At 68.0% G+C, this 15451-nt stretch carries 11 protein-coding genes; 5 read left to right on the top strand and 6 right to left on the bottom strand.

The features are described from left to right. Positions 1-1287: a sensor histidine kinase gene (locus tag D472_RS0105705; RefSeq protein ID WP_026117423.1), complete on the top strand. Its 1287-nt coding sequence runs from the start codon at positions 1-3 to the stop codon at positions 1285-1287. Positions 1288-1311: 24 nt separating this feature from the next. Here the strand turns inward: D472_RS0105705 and D472_RS24895 are convergent, their stop codons facing one another. From D472_RS24895 to wecB, 3 genes are all read right to left on the bottom strand, one after another. Continuing rightward, positions 1312-3501: a glycosyltransferase gene (locus D472_RS24895; RefSeq protein WP_017603539.1), complete on the bottom strand. Its 2190-nt coding sequence runs from the start codon at positions 3499-3501 to the stop codon at positions 1312-1314. A gap of 97 nt (positions 3502-3598) precedes the next feature. After that, on the bottom strand, positions 3599-5347 hold the full coding sequence (locus tag D472_RS0105695) for a hypothetical protein (RefSeq protein ID WP_017603538.1): 1749 nt from the start codon (positions 5345-5347) through the stop codon (positions 3599-3601). Between the two features lie 176 nt (positions 5348-5523). Beyond that, positions 5524-6633, bottom strand: a complete 1110-nt coding sequence (gene wecB, locus D472_RS0105690) for a non-hydrolyzing UDP-N-acetylglucosamine 2-epimerase (RefSeq protein WP_026117422.1) — start codon at positions 6631-6633, stop codon at positions 5524-5526. Positions 6634-6806: 173 nt separating this feature from the next. On the opposite strand from wecB, the gene D472_RS0105685 reads away from it, so the two are divergent. The 4 genes from D472_RS0105685 (at position 6807) to D472_RS0105670 (ending at position 12217) form a co-directional block, all read left to right on the top strand. Continuing rightward, positions 6807-8576, top strand: a complete 1770-nt coding sequence (locus tag D472_RS0105685; RefSeq protein WP_033303223.1) for a glycosyltransferase family 4 protein — start codon at positions 6807-6809, stop codon at positions 8574-8576. A gap of 103 nt (positions 8577-8679) precedes the next feature. Further along, a complete protein-coding gene (locus D472_RS0105680; RefSeq protein ID WP_026117421.1) occupies positions 8680-10056 on the top strand; it encodes a nucleotide sugar dehydrogenase in 1377 nt (458 codons plus the stop codon). 234 nt (positions 10057-10290) lie between these two features. After that, on the top strand, positions 10291-11502 hold the full coding sequence (locus D472_RS0105675) for a glycosyltransferase (protein ID WP_193373430.1): 1212 nt from the start codon (positions 10291-10293) through the stop codon (positions 11500-11502). Between the two features lie 109 nt (positions 11503-11611). Then, complete coding sequence (locus tag D472_RS0105670; protein ID WP_017603533.1) at positions 11612-12217, top strand: malonic semialdehyde reductase; 606 nt, start codon at positions 11612-11614, stop codon at positions 12215-12217. A 299-nt stretch (positions 12218-12516) separates the two neighbouring features. Here the strand turns inward: D472_RS0105670 and D472_RS0105665 are convergent, their stop codons facing one another. The 3 genes from D472_RS0105665 to D472_RS0105655 all read right to left on the bottom strand — a co-directional run bounded on the left by D472_RS0105665 (position 12517) and on the right by D472_RS0105655 (position 15446). Next, positions 12517-13347: a glycosyltransferase family 2 protein gene (locus D472_RS0105665; RefSeq protein WP_193373431.1), complete on the bottom strand. Its 831-nt coding sequence runs from the start codon at positions 13345-13347 to the stop codon at positions 12517-12519. Positions 13348-13648: 301 nt separating this feature from the next. Further along, entirely contained in the window at positions 13649-14419 is a 771-nt protein-coding gene (locus tag D472_RS0105660; protein WP_017603531.1) for a CDP-alcohol phosphatidyltransferase family protein, read from the bottom strand. Further along, positions 14397-15446 (bottom strand): iron-containing alcohol dehydrogenase family protein, encoded by a 1050-nt coding sequence (locus tag D472_RS0105655; protein WP_017603530.1) that lies wholly within the window; start codon positions 15444-15446, stop codon positions 14397-14399. Before D472_RS0105655 ends, D472_RS0105660 begins: the two co-directional genes overlap by 23 nt. Positions 15447-15451: the final 5 nt, after the last annotated feature.

The following is a 15451-nucleotide window of genomic DNA, read 5'->3' as shown; positions in this document are numbered from 1 at the left end:
ATGCGCAGACGGATGGTTTTCTCCACCCTGCTGGTGACCGTCATCACAGTCATGCTGCTCGGATTACCCTTGGGCGCGCTCACCTACAAGTTGGTGTACGACGACAGCATCCGCCGACTCGAGGGTGAGGCGGAGTTGATCGGTTTCGAGAGCGACGCCATGATCGAACGCGATGGCGACCTGGACCTGGCCGAATTCGACCAGGAGTACTCGGATCGCCACATCCGCATCACCGGCGCGGACGGGGAGAGCATGGTGACCGCGGGCGACCCCGCGCTCGACCCGCGATCCGTGGACTCTCCCGACCTGCTCCGGGCGGAGAGGACCACCGAACTCGGCACCACCGTCGAGGTGTGGGCGAGTTCGGAGTCGCTCCAAGAGAACGTGTTCCGGGCCTGGCTCGGGATCGCCTCACTGTCCCTGTTGGCCTTCGGGGTCGCCGTGGGCCTCTCCGTGGTCCAAGCGCGCAGACTCACCCTGCCTCTGATCGATCTGGCCGCCACCGCCGAACGCCTCGGTTCAGGCGTGACCACACCATGGAACCACCGTTACGGCATCCCGGAGGCGGACCGCGTCGCCGAGGTACTGGACCGCAGCGCCGAACGCATCGCCGGCCTCATCGCCACCGAACGTCACTTCGCAACCGACGCCTCCCATCAGCTGCGCACTCCGTTGACGGCGCTCACCATGCGGTTGGAGGAGATCATCGCCGAGGCGAGCGATCCCGACGTGGTGAGGGCGGAGGGCGAAGCCGCCCTCGCCCAGGCCGAACGCCTCACCGAAACCGTCGAGAGCCTGCTCGGCCGGGCTCGTAAGAGCCAAAACCCCGAAGTGGAACAAGTTCAGCTCGATCCGATCCTCGATCGGATCCAAGAGGAATGGTCACCGGTCTTCCAACGCCAAAAGCGCGAACTCCTGGTCACCGGCGATCCCGGACTGACGGCCATGACGGTTCCCACCGACCTCACCCAGATCCTGGCGACCCTGGTGGAGAACGCCCACAAGCACGGCGCGGGCACGGTGACGATCCGCCGCTTGGACACCGGAAATTCGGTCCGTGTGGAGGTCAGCGACGAGGGTGAGGGTGTCCCCGAGCACCTGGCCGGTCGGCTCTTCGAACGTGAGGTCAGCGGTGGCGGCGGCACCGGCCTGGGCCTGGCTCTGGCCCGGCACATCGCCGAGTCCGAGGGAGCCCGGGTCGAACTGGTCCAGACCCGCCCGACCACCTTCGCGCTCTTCCTGCCCGCCGGGGCCGGTGGTCTGTCGAAGATGACCGGCCCCGTCTGAGTCCTATCCCTCGATCCACCGGCCTCAGGTGGTCACGTGGTCCACTCCGGTACCGACCGGCTCGGGAACCCTGCCGTGGACCACCAGGTCGCTCCACAACGCACGCACCCGCCCCAGACCGTAGACCGAGGTGATCTCGGCGCGTGCCCGTTCGGCCTCGACGGTGAACCGCCCCTGGGAGACCGTGGCGTGGATGGCCTCCGCCATCGTGATCGGATCTTCGTGGATCCAGCGCGGATCGTAGATGGTGTCCGCTCCCGGCCACGGCAACAGCGCGGGGATTCCTCCAGAGGCGGCGCACTCGGCGGGTGCCAGGTGGAAGGATTCGTCGTCGCTGGTGGAGAGCACGAACCCGACCCGACGCAACCAGGTGGCCACGTCCGGGCCGAACCCGTCGAAGACCACCCCGGAGGCGAGCCGCTCCTCGCGCTGGATCCGCCGGTAGACCTTCTCGAAGTGGGCGCGTTCCTCAGGCCGGTTCCAGATCCACCAGTAGTCCCATGGATGTTTGGTCTTGACCGACAGCGTGTAGCGCGGGTCCATCCCGCGCAACTCCGAGAGCACGTCCAGTCCGCGATCCAGACGTTTGCGCGAGGGCGCGATGCCGATCATGCCCAGCGAGTACTCGGCTCCCGCCAATTTGGGCCGGTCCAACTGACGTTCGTCCACCCAATTGGGCAGGACCACCACCTTGTCCTCTGGCCAGCCGGTGAGTTCTCGGGTCAGGTCCGCGTAGTGCGGGCTGACGCACACCACGGCGTCGACCTTGGACACGTCCAATCGACGGGGCCATTCCGCGTACAGCTCGAACCGGTGCAGACGGACGATGAGACGCTGCTCGGGCCGCTTCCACTTGGCGTAGAACAGCGCGTTGGGCCCACACCATTCACAAATGACCACGTCGGCCCAGGCCGCGAGTTCACGGGAGCGGTACTGATCGTGGCTGTTCAGCCCTTCCCACTCGTCGATGCGCACGTCCAGCCCGGGCAGCGAGTCCAGGTACTCGGCCAGGCGGGTGAAGAACTTCAGGTCGTGCCCGGCGATGACGACCTTCAGCGGCCGTTCCGGGTCGGTTCCCTCGGGCGCGGACGGCAACGCCTCGGCGAGGTATCCGCGCAGACGCTCGGCGGCCCGCTCAAGGGAGTGATCGGCCGAGGCCGAGCGGCAGCGTCGCGCGGCCTCGGCGTAGACGGCGCGGTCATGGTAGGCACGGGCGATCACGGCGACCACCGAAGCGGAGTCCTGCCCCGCGAAGAGCGGGTAGTCGGCGCCCAGCAACGCCTCGTGCATCGGGGTGCGGTTGAGAACGACCGGTAGTCCGAGCGCGCCCAACTCCAAGACCTTGGTGGACAGTTCCAGGCTCGCGTCCAGGTCGGGGTCCCGCCAAGAGATCCCGAAGTCGCATTCGGCCGACTGACGTAGCGCCTGTGCACGGGACATCCCACCGCGCCAGTCGACGTGCGGGCTGCTCTCCAAGGCCTTTCGCATACGTTTGGCCCAGTCCGCGGGCTCGGCGTGGATCTTGTCGCCGATCATCACCAACTCCGCGTCCACCCCCACACGGGCGAGTTCCTCGGGCAGCCCGGTCATCTCCAGGGTGTTCCAACGAGGGGCGAACTTGCCGGTGTAGGCCAGGCGGGTACGAGCGTGCACCTGGCCGTCGGCGAGAACCCCCTCGGGCACCACCACGACGGGAGGGAAGAGCACCGCTCGTCCGCAGGCGGCGGGCACCGTGGACTCCAGGAAGGCCCGCATCTCCTCGGTCTGGCAGAGCACGAAACGGGAGGCCAAGGCGATCTCGGTGAGTTCGGCGGTGGTACCGGCGGTGAGTTCGTCGACGCCGTGCGGGAAGTCGGTGAGATAGGTCCACAGCCTTCCGGCCAGACTCGTCTCCTGAGCCGCCAACCCGGCCAGGCGACGGCCTCGCACGACCACCAGGTCGAAAGGCTTACGGGTGTGGAGCCGCCCCATGAGCTCCACGGCCTGCTCGGGGGTGAGGCCGCCAGGGCCCAGGTCGCGGAGCATACGATCCTCATAGGGGCGGACCAACCGGATTCCGGAGGCCTCGTCCAAGGGGGCGGTGAGCCGGTCGGTGCGCACCGGTGCCTTCAGCAGCACGGTGACCTCGCAACCGGCGGCGGCCAGGGACTGGGCCATCGACTGGGCCCAGATCGCCGAACCGTCGATGATGTTGAGGTCCACGTCGCCGTACAAGAGTGCGCGCGGAGGAACTGTGCTCACGTTCTTCCCTTCGGATGCTGGTGGGTTGCCCTGGTTCGACTGTGCCGAAGCGCCCGTCACGGCGAGAACCTCACCCGAACACTCCGGTGGAGGCATGGGCGGGGTCCTCGCTGCCGTTGTCGATTCCGGTTCCGTGGTCGGGCCCCAGCGCCAGGAGGCGGGCCCCACGCCGGTTCCATTCCCGGGGGTGCCGACCGCGCCGTAGCAGGTCGGTACGGACGAGTTCGGGGGCGATATCGGTGACGAACACGTACTGCGGAACACCCGTGTCCCGGTCGAAGAAGCCTCGCTCCCCCGTGCCGGTGCCTTGAGCCTGCTCGGGTACGTCCGCCGATGGGTTCGGGAGACCGACTGCGTCGGCACCGGAGCACTCGGCCGCGCAGACGAGGTCGACCAGACGGTGTCGGTCGGTGTGACCGTTCCATAGGAAGGTCCAGGGCGTGGTCGCCCGATCGGCCAAGGCCGCCCATCGCTGTGGAGCGGACCCATCGGCGTCGGCTCCTTGCCGGGTGAGCTCCGCCGGGGTGTCAGGGGCACCGAAGTGGACTGAACGAACGGTGACTCCCTCCGAGCGAAGGTGTTGGATGCCGGGCAGGCGGGCCGCGGTGGCGGGTACGACCACCTCGGCGGGGCGCAGCCGGGATTCGAGTACCTCCTCGGCGAGACGGGCCGCGTCGTCGGGGGTGGCCGGGTCGGCCAAGACCGCGACGGCACGGCCGCTGAGCGGGAGTTCGGTGCCCGGCGTATCCAGAGCGAAGTCGAGCCCGTCCAGGAGATCGGCCAGGCGGACCGGGGTAGCGTCGTCGAGGAACACCTGGCGAAGCATGGTGCGCACCTCACGGGGCGTGGGCCCCAACGCACGCAGCCGGGGGACGCTGACCGCCAGGTCCTCGCCACCCGCTACGGACACGGCCGGGTGCGCGACCACCCGGGTACCACAGGCCCAGGCGCGGCGACGCAAGGCGGTCTCACCAGGGGTGGCCTCGGGGATGACCGCCACGTTGGCGGCCCGCAACGCGTCCGCCAGACCGGGAGAGTCGGCGTCGACCACCCCCACGCCGAGCTCGAGGAGAACGTCGGGGACACCGGCCTCGGAGCCGGTGCGAACGTAGACCGCCTCGGGGCCGATCGCGAGTTCGGCCGCGACCGGGTTGAACAGGTGCAGGGGGACCCCCGCGTCACCCTTGTGCACACGATCGAATCCAAGGCGACGCAGCGAGGGCGGTGCGGGTGCGTCATCGAGCAGAACGGTGGGAACCCCCCTGGACGCGGCGGACTCCATGACCCAGTGCAGTGCCCGGGTGCGGTCGACGGCGGCGGGATCGCCCACGTGCGCCCAAGGGGACCCGGGGAAGGCCGCCGAGGCCGACACCAGGAGCAGGTCCACGTCCACGGCGTCCATGACGATCTGGGCGTCGTGCGGGCGCAGGGGCACAGAGCACAGGTAGGGATCGATGGCGGTTTGGATGGCGGATCCCACTACGGTGGCGGCGACCAACCGGTCGGCGGTGCCTCCTCCCAGCCCGGTGAGAAGCCGGGCCTCCTGACGGTCCGTGTCGAAGGAACGGATCGGTTCGACCCGGCGGCGGCCGACGTGTGAGGTGCTGCCGCTTCGACGCCACAGTCGATAGAGGTCACGTGGGAGTCGTACCAGGGAACGCCCCGGTCGCTTGGCCGCGGCTGTGAGGGCCCGGCCCACTTGGAGTGAGGTGGAACCTTCCAGGGCCGCCAGACGCCCCTGCGCCTCCTGGAGCTGGGCCTCGCGCTCGGCCAGGGCTTGCCGAAGCTGTTCGGTCTGGCTCTGTTCACGCCGTTTCACGGTCTGCCACCTTGTGCTCGGTTCGGACTGTTCCGTGGCCCACCGGGCGCGGGCCAACCTGGGTGGACGGGTGTGCCGCCCGACGTGTCCCGGGTCGGGTACGAACCCCCAGGGTCAGCCGTACGGCCGGGCCTCGAGGGAGTCGAGAGTCACTCGTGCGGGAGGGTTTCATGGTGTCACCTGGACCACTGGGTGAGGATGGAGGCGATGCGTTCACCGGAGCGACCGTCCCACAGCGGAGGGACGTCACCGAGACGTTCGCCGGTTCGACCCGCTAGGACCTTGTCCAGGGCGGCCAGGAGATCGGCCTCGGTGACGAGCCGGTTGGTTCCATGGGTGATGGTGACCGGCCGTTCGGTGTTGGGGCGCAGGGTCAGGCAGGGGATTCCGAGAATCGTGGTCTCCTCTTGGACCCCGCCGGAGTCGGTGACCACGGCCAAGGCTCCACGGGTGAGCGCGACGAAGTCGAGGTATCCGAGCGGTTCGAGCAGGTGCACGCGGGAGTGGTCACCGAGACCGGCTCCATCGAAGGCCGCCTTGCCTCGTGGGTGTACGGGCATGACGACGTCGACGCGGTCGGCGATCTCGTGGATGCGCTCGGTGAGGCGAGCGACGTTGTCCGAATCATCGACGTTGGCGGGACGGTGCAGGGTGGCCGCCACGTAGCGTTCGGGCAGTTCGAGGCGGGCACGAAGGGCGTCGGCGTCGAAGCGGTCGAGGTTGCCCAGGAGGGTGTCGATCATCGGGTTGCCGACGAGGTGGACCCTGGCCGGGGAGACACCCTCGGTGGCCAGGTGAGCGATCGCCTCGGGACTGGTCGCGAAGCACAGGTCGCTGAGCTGGTCGGTGACCCGCCGGTTGATCTCTTCGGGCATGGTGTCGTCGAAGGAACGCAGACCGGCTTCGACGTGTGCCACCGGGATACCGAGCTTGGCGGCTACCAGGGCCGCGGCGACCGTGGAGTTGACGTCGCCGTAGACCACCACCATGCCTGGAGTGTTCTCGACGAACTCGCGTTCCAAGCCGACCATGAGAGCCGCGGTCTGTGCGGCGTGCGAACCCGAACCGACGCCGAGGTCGACGTCGGGGACGGGCAGGCCCAGGTCTCGGAAGAAGACCGCGGACATGCGGTCGTCGTAGTGCTGTCCGGTGTGCACGACCCGCTGGTGGGCGCCTCGGGCGCGCAGCGCGGAGACGACGGGGGCGGCCTTGACGAAGTTGGGTCGGGCACCGACCACGTGCGCGATCGCGGTGTCCTGGCTTCCTGGAGAGGCGCTCGTTGCCACTGCTGTTTCCTTTGGTCTTCGCGTTGACTGGCTCGGGGTCCTGATCCCCGGATCGGACATCGGGTGTGTACGGAACGTTCCGCCCGGTCGAAGGGCTCCCTTGTCCCGGTGGCCCCGAACGCGACGCCGTGGTGTCACCACCTGGTCACGTCCGCGTGGTTGTGTAACTGACCATGCGAGACATCCGGACTCCCCGACCCCGACCGCCGCGCCCCCGTGTGCTGTGGCCACGAGCGGTGACCTTCGCCGCGACCCTGGCCTGGCACCACCTGCGTGCCGATCCCGCGCGGTTGCCATTGCTGGCCGCCCGGTTGACGCCCGACCCGCTGCGCGGTCCGGTACTCGCCATGGCCGCCCGCTCCGGGGCCCTTCCGCGCGCCTATGCCCTGTGGGATCAGGGTCGGCGCGCGGAGGCACGCGAGGTGCTGCTGGCCGCGGCCCAAGGCGCCACTCCTCGTGGCCTGGGGCGCCTGGTCGCGGCGGCCCTCGCCGCCAAGGACGCGGACACCGCCCGTGAGCTGATCGAGCGCATACCGCCGGGACCGCGTCGCAGCGCCGCCGAGTACAGGGCGGCCCTGGCCACGGGACGCGCCGTTCCCGCACCCCTGTCCGTTTCGCCTGACCATCACGGGATCACGTTAACCCGCGGTGCGCCAACGCGGCCCAACGACACGGTGAACGCTCGGGGACCGGGGCCGGGCGCCGGCGGGCCACGGATCCTACACCTGGTCACCAACGCCCTTCCGCACACCAACGCCGGGTACACCCAGCGCACCCACCGCATCGCGGTGGCCCAGATCGAGGCGGGGATGGACGTACACGTGGTGACCCGGGCCGGATATCCGCTCACCAAGGGGGTACCGGACCCGCGCACGCTGGTGGACGTGGACGGGGTCTCCTATCACCGTCTCCTGCCCTGGAAGGCTCCGGCCGACCCCGCCGCCGAACTCCGTGTCGGGCTACGGATGGCGTCGGAACTGGTGGAGGGACTGCGTCCGGACGTGCTGCACGCGGCGAGCAACCACCACAACGCGCGACTCGCCTTGGAACTGGGGCGCAGGTACGGCCTGCCCGTGGTCTACGAGGTTCGGGGGTTCCTGGAGGAGTCCTGGCTGTCGCGAGATCCCTCCCGAAGCGTTGACGATGCCTTCTACCAGGCCGAACGCGCCGCGGAGACCGAATGCATGCTCGCCGCCGATCTGGTGGTGACCCTGGGTGAGACGATGCGTGCCGACATCGAGGCCCGAGGGGTGCCCCGAGAACGTGTGCTGGTCGTACCCAACGCCGTCGACTCCTCCTTCCTGGAACCGCTTCCCTCTGGCGTCGAGGTCCGTGAGGGGCTGGGGATCGGCCCAGAGGAGTTCGTGGTGGGCACCACCACGAGTTGCTTCGGCTATGAAGGGCTGGACGTGCTCTTGGACGCGGTGGCCGACCTACGGCAACGGGATGAGCCGGTCCACGCCCTCATCGTCGGCGACGGGCCGGAACTGCCGGCGTTGCGTGCCCAGGCGGAGCGATTGGGACTGGCCGGCAGGGCGCATTTCACCGGTCGGGTTCCGGCCGACCGAGTCCGACACCACCACGCCGCGCTCGACGTGTTCGTGGTGCCCAGGCGTGATGAACGGGTCTGTCGATCGGTGACGCCGCTGAAACCCGTGGAGGCCATGGCGGGGGGGCTCCCTATCGTTGCCAGTGATCTACCTGCTCTTAGGGAGATCGTGGAACCAGGGGTGACCGGAGAGTTAATTCCAGCGGGCGAATCGGCACGTCTAGCTGATGCCATCAACAAACTCGCTTACAGTCGGAAAAAGCGGACGTCCTACGGCCGAGCAGGTCAAGACCGTGTCGGTGCCGACCGCACCTGGGCCGAGGCTGTATACCGCTACGACCAGGCGTATCGGGTTCTCATTCTAAAGATGTCCGAATCAGGCCAGAACCCGTAATCGTGGACAGCTCATGCCTACACTCAGACGTCCAGAAATCTGAAATGGCAGTCCTCGAAAAATTTGCGCCCGTTCACGAAATGAATGCGAGTGTGACCACCAAGTGGATGCCGCAACCTCAAACCCAGCCATTGTCCCCGAGCAGAACACCGGCTCGGCCATCGACCTCGTCGTGCTCGGTCTCGGTTACGTCGGTCTGCCGCTGGCGGCCGGGGCCGTTTCCGCGGGCCTGAAGGTCACCGGCTTCGACGTCAGCGCACGGGTGGTCGACGGCCTGGGCCGAGCCGTCTCTCACATCGACGACCTGTCCTCGGACGACATCGCCGCGATGCTGGACCAAGGGTTCAGCGCGACCTCGGACCCGAGCTGCCTGGCCAGGGCACGCACCATCGTCATCTGTGTGCCCACCCCGCTGTCGACCGAGGGCGGCCCGGATCTGAGCGCGGTCACCTCGGCCGCCAAGACCATCGCCGCGCACCTGTCCCCCGGGACCCTGGTGGTCTTGGAGTCGACCACCTATCCCGGCACCACCGACGAGGTCCTGCGTCCGTTGCTGGAGGAGTCCGGTCTGGTCGCCGGGGCCGACTTCCACCTGGCCTTTTCGCCGGAGCGGATCGACCCGGGCAACCCGACCTTCGGGGTGGCCAACACACCCAAGGTCGTGGGCGGTCTGACCCCCGAGTGCGGGGACGCGGCCGCCCGGTTCTACGAGAACTTCGTCGAGACCGTGGTGCGTACCTCCGGTACCCGTGAGGCCGAGATGGCCAAGCTGTTGGAGAACACCTACCGGCACGTCAACATCGCCCTGGTCAACGAGATGGCCGTGTTCTGCCAGGAGTTGGGTGTGGACCTGTGGGACTCCATCGCCGCGGCGGCCACCAAACCGTTCGGCTTCCAGGCCTTCTACCCGGGTCCGGGTGTGGGCGGGCACTGCATCCCCATCGATCCGAACTACCTTTCCTACAAGGTCAAGACGTTGGGGTATCCGTTCCGATTCGTGGAGTTGGCCCAGGAGATCAACGGTCGGATGCCGGCCTACGTGATGCAGCGCGCTCAGGAGTTGCTCAACGATTCGGGGTTGGCGTTGTCGCGTTCGAAGGTGTTGTTGTTGGGGGTGACCTACAAGGCCGATATCGCCGACCAGCGTGAGTCGCCGGCGCGGCCGGTGGCGCGCAAGCTCGCGGCCAAGGGGGCCACGCTCACCTATCACGATCCGTACGTGGAGTCTTGGCGGGTGGACGGGGTGGACGTTTTGCGTTCCACGGACCTGGAGCAGGCCCTGGCCGAGGCGGATCTGACCATCCTGCTGACCGATCACAGCGATTACCGGCCCAAGTTGCTGAGCGAGTACGCGCGGTTGTTGTTGGACACCCGCGGCGTCCTACGCCGCAAAGAGGCGCAGGAGAGCGTGGTCGCCTCTCCCGAGGTGCCATCCCAGGGCCGCCGCAAGGTCCAGCGAGAGGGCCTACGGGTCCTGTAGACGAGTTCGACCACCAAGGCACGCCGGCCCGGACGTTCCACGCGTTCAACGGCGTGTCTTCGTACGTTCACACTCACCCCGCCCAAGGTTCATCAAAAGCACGCCCCGTGGCCATCCGACTTTCCTCCGTGCGTTTCCCCTGGTGAATACCGTGTCGTGCAGGCGATACCGCCGCGTAGCGACGGATCATCGCTGTAGTCGAAACAAATCCGGTGACACACGTAGGTGATCTTCATGCACGCGCTTGTGGCCACGATCGTGCACCATCCCGAGGACGCCCGGATCCTGCATCGTCAGATCCGCGCCTTGGTGGACGCCGGGCACACCGTCACCTACGTCGCACCCTTTCGGGAGTGCGGGGTGACGCCCTGGGAGCGAATCCGGTCAGTGGACGTGCCCCGCGCCAAGGGGCGTGATCGCGTCTCCTCCTTGCGTGCGGCAAGGGCGGTCCTGACCAGGCTGGCTCCCGAGGCCGACCTCCTGCTCTTCCATGACCCCGAACTGCTGATGGCTCTGCCCGCCAATCGGCCGGTCACGGTCTGGGACATCCACGAGGACACCCCCGCGGCGCTGCTCACCAAACCCTGGGTTCCGGGCCCGCTGCGGCGCCCGCTCGGTGGGGTGGTGCGCGGTTTCGAGCGCCACGCGGAACGACGATTGCGCCTGCTCCTGGCGGAGGAGGGGTATCGATCCCGCTTCCGTGGGGACCACCCGGTGGTCCCCAACACCACGGAGGTCCCCCGGACACCGCTACGTCCGCCCGGCGACGACCGGGTCGTCTACCTGGGACACGTATCCATGGCCCGAGGCGCCCATGAGATGGTGCGGATGGGTCGACGGCTGCGCGATCACGGGGTGCGCCTGGAGGTGATCGGCAACGCCGACACCGAGGTCCGCCCCTTGCTGCGCGAGGCCCACCAGGAGGACGCCCTGCACTGGTACGGGTTCGTGCCCAACGACCGCGCCCTGCGGATGGCGTCCGGGGCCTTGGCCGGAATCAGCCTGCTGCACGACACCGACAACTACCGGCACTCGCTGCCCACCAAGATCGTGGAGTACATGGCACACGGACTCCCGGTGGTCACCTCCCCGAACCCGATGGCGGAGGCGTTGGTGACCCGCCGTCCCGAGGGACCGGCGGGGCTGGTGGTCCCTTTCAACGACTCAGAGGCCGCCGTCCGGGCGGTGCTGGAACTACGCCGCGACGAACGGGCCCGTCACGAGTACGCGAGCACGGGGCACCGCATCGCCCAGGATTCGTTCCACTGGCCGGTACAGGCCCGACTGTTCGTGAAGCAGTTGGAAGAGTGGGTCGCCGAGGCCGGCGATCCGGTACCGCTCCGGGACGCCCCAGGGACGTCCGGTCCCCCACCGACAGAGGTACCGGCGTTCCCCGGCGGTGTGTCCCGCCAGCGGAAGCGACGTCGCGCCGCGCTCCGTGAATGAACTCACATATGATTGGTTTCAGAAATATCTTCCCAGTAAACTAGGTTGTGCTGCGTGTCGTCCCCGAAGCGACACGTCCCACCCACGAGCACAGCCGAGGTTTTCGACCATGACTGACACGCTGGCCCTCAGCAAGGACGCACAGGACCTGCTGTTCCGCAGTGCCCGCACCGCCAACACCTTCACCGACGAGCCGGTGACCGAAGAGCAGCTGCGCGCGATCTACGAACTGGTCAAGTTCGGCCCCACCGCCATGAACAACCAGCCGCTGCGCGTCACCGTGGTGCGCTCCCCCCAGGCCCGCGAGCGTCTGGTCCAGCACATGGCGGGCGCCAACGGCCCCAAGACCTCCACGGCTCCGTTGGCGCTCATCCTGACCGCCGACAGCGATTTCCACGAGTACTTTCCGACGACCTTCCCGATCGCCCCGGACGCTCGCGAGAACTTCGCCGGAATGCCGCTCGAAGCCCGTGAGTCCATGGCCATGCAGAACGCCTTCCTCCAGGTCGCCTACCTGATCATCGGGGTGCGCGCCGCGGGCCTGGCCGCCGGCCCGATGACCGGGTTCGACGCCGAGGGCATCCGCAAGGAGTTCTTCGGTGAGGACTCCTCCCGCAAGCCGATCGTCGTGATGAACGTCGGCAAGCCCGGCCCGGACGCCTGGTTCGACCGCCTGCCGCGTCTGGAGTACGAGCAGGCCATCACCGAGATCTGATCCCGGACGGTCTCGAAGGGGGCGGGTGCCGTACGGCACCCGCCCCCTTCGCGCTGCGCGGTCCGGGGCGCCGCGTGGTCCGACCACACCCCTGACAAGGATTCGAAACCGATGTTCGAGGGCGCACGGGACAGAAGGCGGCGCGTCGAGCGCGAAAAGAAGTACCACCGAACGTGTCGCCCCACGAGGAGGAACGGTTCAGGGCCGCTGAGTCCTCCCCTGTCCGGAGCGAACCACGCCAAGGATCTTCTCGAGCGCCCGCGGGGAGCCACGGGCCGAAGGGAACGGGAACGTCGGGTTCAGATGATCGGCGGGCGACCCGCCCGGGTCATCCGCCAGGCGGTGCGCCAACCGATCGGGGTGCGAGGACCGGCGTCCTCACGCCAGCCCTCCCGGAAACCGCCGAACCACGCCTTGAGCGAATCCTTGTCCCGCTCACGAAGCAGGGTGAGTCCGACCCAGGTGCCCAGGTAGGCGAAGGCCAACGGCCAAGGCAGGTTACGGCGAGCCAGCCACACCCGGTTGCGGGCGTTGAGCCGATAGAAGTTCTCGTGCCGGGTCGGTGCCACCGCCGGGTGGTACATGACGGCCTCGGCGTCGTACTCGATGCTGTACCCGGCGTCCATGATCCGCCAGGCCAGGTCCGTCTCCTCATGGGCATAGAAGAATTCCCCCGGAAGGCCCCCACCCTCGTCGAAGGCGGTCCGACGGATGGCACACGCACCACCCAGGAAGGTGGTGACCACGCTGGACCTACGGGAGTCTCCCACCCGAAGCCGGGGCACGTGCCTACGCTGGTCGGGGCCACCGTCGGGGTCGGCGATTCGGAACGAGAGCGCGCCCAGGGTGGGATCCGACCAGAACCGATCGCGCACGTGCCGGGCCAGGTCCATGGAGCGGTACCAGCCGTCATCGTCCAGGAAGAGGATCACGTCGCCCTTGGACGCGCGCACACCGTGGTTACGGCCTTCGGGAATGCCCAGGTTCTCCGGCAGGTTCACCGTGACGACGTCCTCCGGCAGCTCCGGCAGCTTCGCGCCGTTGCCGACGACGACGACCTCGACGTCCGCGCCCTCCTGCTCGAACACACTGGTGATCGCTCGTCGCAGCTCGGCCGGTCGAGTACCCATCGTCAAAAGGACACAGGAGAGGGTGGGTTTACCGGGCACCTGGGAACCGCTCCGTTGCTCCGCTCTGGGCTCCCTCGCCCCGGACACGTCGAAGTCGGCGGACCGACCGGGGTCCTGCGCGGGAGGGGTCACTGGTGTGGCCATGGATGCGAACCGTTCAGTGGACTACGTGCGACTGACAGGTGGACACATGTCAACGCTCGCAGGAACAGACTAACGACAGAATAAAAACGAAGTGTACGGAGCCGTGGAGGGAGTTCGGTCCACGGCTCCGTAGTGACGTCATAACGTCATCGACGCGTTACTCCAAGCGCCGTGAGGCGAGCACGCTCACGAAGTGGGCGAAGCTCATCAGCACCGCCACCGCGGCACACGCCACGACGAGGATCCGAGTGGCCATCAGGTCCCCGAGGAAGAGGTCGGCCACGGCCGCCACCACCACGATCAGGGACAGCTCCACCGCCTGAATCAGACGGTGGACCTTCAGGGCCGAGGCCAGCCGTCGGGCCAGACTCAGACCCGAGGACTTCGGCCGCATGGCCTCCTCGGAGATCTTCTCCGGTAGTCCGGCCTTGGCCCGAGCCACCACCACGTTGTCGGTCTCGGCCTTGATCAGCACGACGCCGAGCGCCGCCGTCATACCGAGGACGACCCAACCGCCCGGCTCGAACCCATCTTGGGCACGAAGACCCAGGCCGATGAGGAGGGCGACCTCGGACACGTAGTGGCCGATCCGGTCCAGGTAGATCCCGGCCACACTGGTGCGACCCGTGTAGCGGGCCACCTCACCGTCGGAACAGTCCAACAGCAGGTAGATCTGTACCAGCACGGCGGCCAGGATGGCCGACCACAATCCACCGAAGGCGACCACGACACCGGCGAGCACCCCGAACACCATCATCAGGTAGGTGATGGGGTTCGGGGGTACTCGCAAGCGCACGAAGAGCGTGGTCAGGTACGGGGAGATGTCCCTCATGTAGAGACGCCCGGCCCAGTGCTCCTCGTTGACACGCTCCTTGATCCCCGCGGGTTGGCCTCCCGCGCGGACCTCAGCGACCGACGGCTTCGACATAGTCAGCGACGCTCCGCCCGATTTCATCCCTGGTCAGGTTCAGATGTTCGAGAATCGTGAACCTTCCCGGACGGGTGTCCGGGGCGTGCTCCACCGCCCGCGCGAACTCGGCCTCGGTGAGGCCGACGTCGGAGGGGACGATGGGCAAGCGGTGACGGAGCAGACAGGAACGGATTTCGTCCAACCGCTCGGCCGGCCAGTCCAGGTGCTCGACCCGAAGGTAGGAGGCGAAGAGCGTCCCCAGACCGGCGAGTTCTCCGTGGTTGCCCTTGCCCGGGTAGAGCTGGGTGATCGCGTGCAGGATCTCGTGGCAGGCACCACTGGCCGGACGGCTGGTACCGGCGACCACCATGGCCATTCCGGACAACACCAGGCCCTCGGCCAAGACCTTGAGGAACCCGTCGGACTCGATGGAGTCGGGACGGTGCAGGACCGCCTCCGCCGCCACACGAGCGAAGGTGACCGCCATGCTGTCGATCGGCTCGTCCTTCACCCTTCCGGCGAGCTCCCAGTCCTCGATCGCGGAGATGTTGCTGACCACGTCGCCGATGCCCGATCGGACCAGGTGCGGGGGCGCCGCGTGGACGTAGTCCACGTCGATGACCACCGCGATGGGCATGGTCACCCCGATGGACGGTTTGCCGCCCTCATGCTCCAGGGAGCTGACCGGGGAGGCGATGCCGTCGTGGGCCAGGTTGGTGGCCACCGCCACCATCGGAATGCCCGCCATGGTCGCGGCGAACTTGGTGACGTCGATGGTCTTGCCGCCACCGATGCCGGCCACGGCCTCGTAGGCGCCCGCCCGCAGCTTCTGACCCAGTTCGGTCGCCGCGTCGACGGTGCCCTCCTCGACCTGGAAGACCTCGCATTGGGGCAGGTCCAGGGCGGCGGCGATCTGGGCGCCCTGTCCCGGCCCCACCGCCACGGCGATACGCCCCTCGGTGGCGATGCGGCGGTCGGCCAACAGCGTCCCGAGGGAGGCGACGGCTCCCCGCCTCACGTCGATCGCCAGGGGGGAGGGGAGCATACGAG

This window comes from Nocardiopsis alkaliphila YIM 80379 (assembly GCF_000341005.1).
Taxonomy (GTDB): Bacteria; Actinomycetota; Actinomycetes; order Streptosporangiales; family Streptosporangiaceae; genus Nocardiopsis; species Nocardiopsis alkaliphila.
Note: the sequence above shows the minus strand (reverse complement) of the source record. Positions and strands in the feature narration are given on the sequence as shown.

Excerpts from the sequence above, each read along its gene's own strand:
- D472_RS0105685 (WP_033303223.1), top strand. The coding sequence starts at position 6,807 with ATGCGAGACATCCGGACTCCCCGACCCCGACCGCCGCGCCCCCGTGTG.
- D472_RS0105655 (WP_017603530.1), bottom strand. The coding sequence starts at position 15,446 with ATGCTCCCCTCCCCCCTGGCGATCGACGTGAGGCGGGGAGCCGTCGCC.
- D472_RS0105670 (WP_017603533.1), top strand. The coding sequence starts at position 11,612 with ATGACTGACACGCTGGCCCTCAGCAAGGACGCACAGGACCTGCTGTTC.
- D472_RS0105705 (WP_026117423.1), top strand. The coding sequence starts at position 1 with ATGCGCAGACGGATGGTTTTCTCCACCCTGCTGGTGACCGTCATCACA.
- D472_RS0105660 (WP_017603531.1), bottom strand. The coding sequence starts at position 14,419 with ATGTCGAAGCCGTCGGTCGCTGAGGTCCGCGCGGGAGGCCAACCCGCG.
- D472_RS0105665 (WP_193373431.1), bottom strand. The coding sequence starts at position 13,347 with ATGGGTACTCGACCGGCCGAGCTGCGACGAGCGATCACCAGTGTGTTC.
- D472_RS0105675 (WP_193373430.1), top strand. The coding sequence starts at position 10,291 with ATGCACGCGCTTGTGGCCACGATCGTGCACCATCCCGAGGACGCCCGG.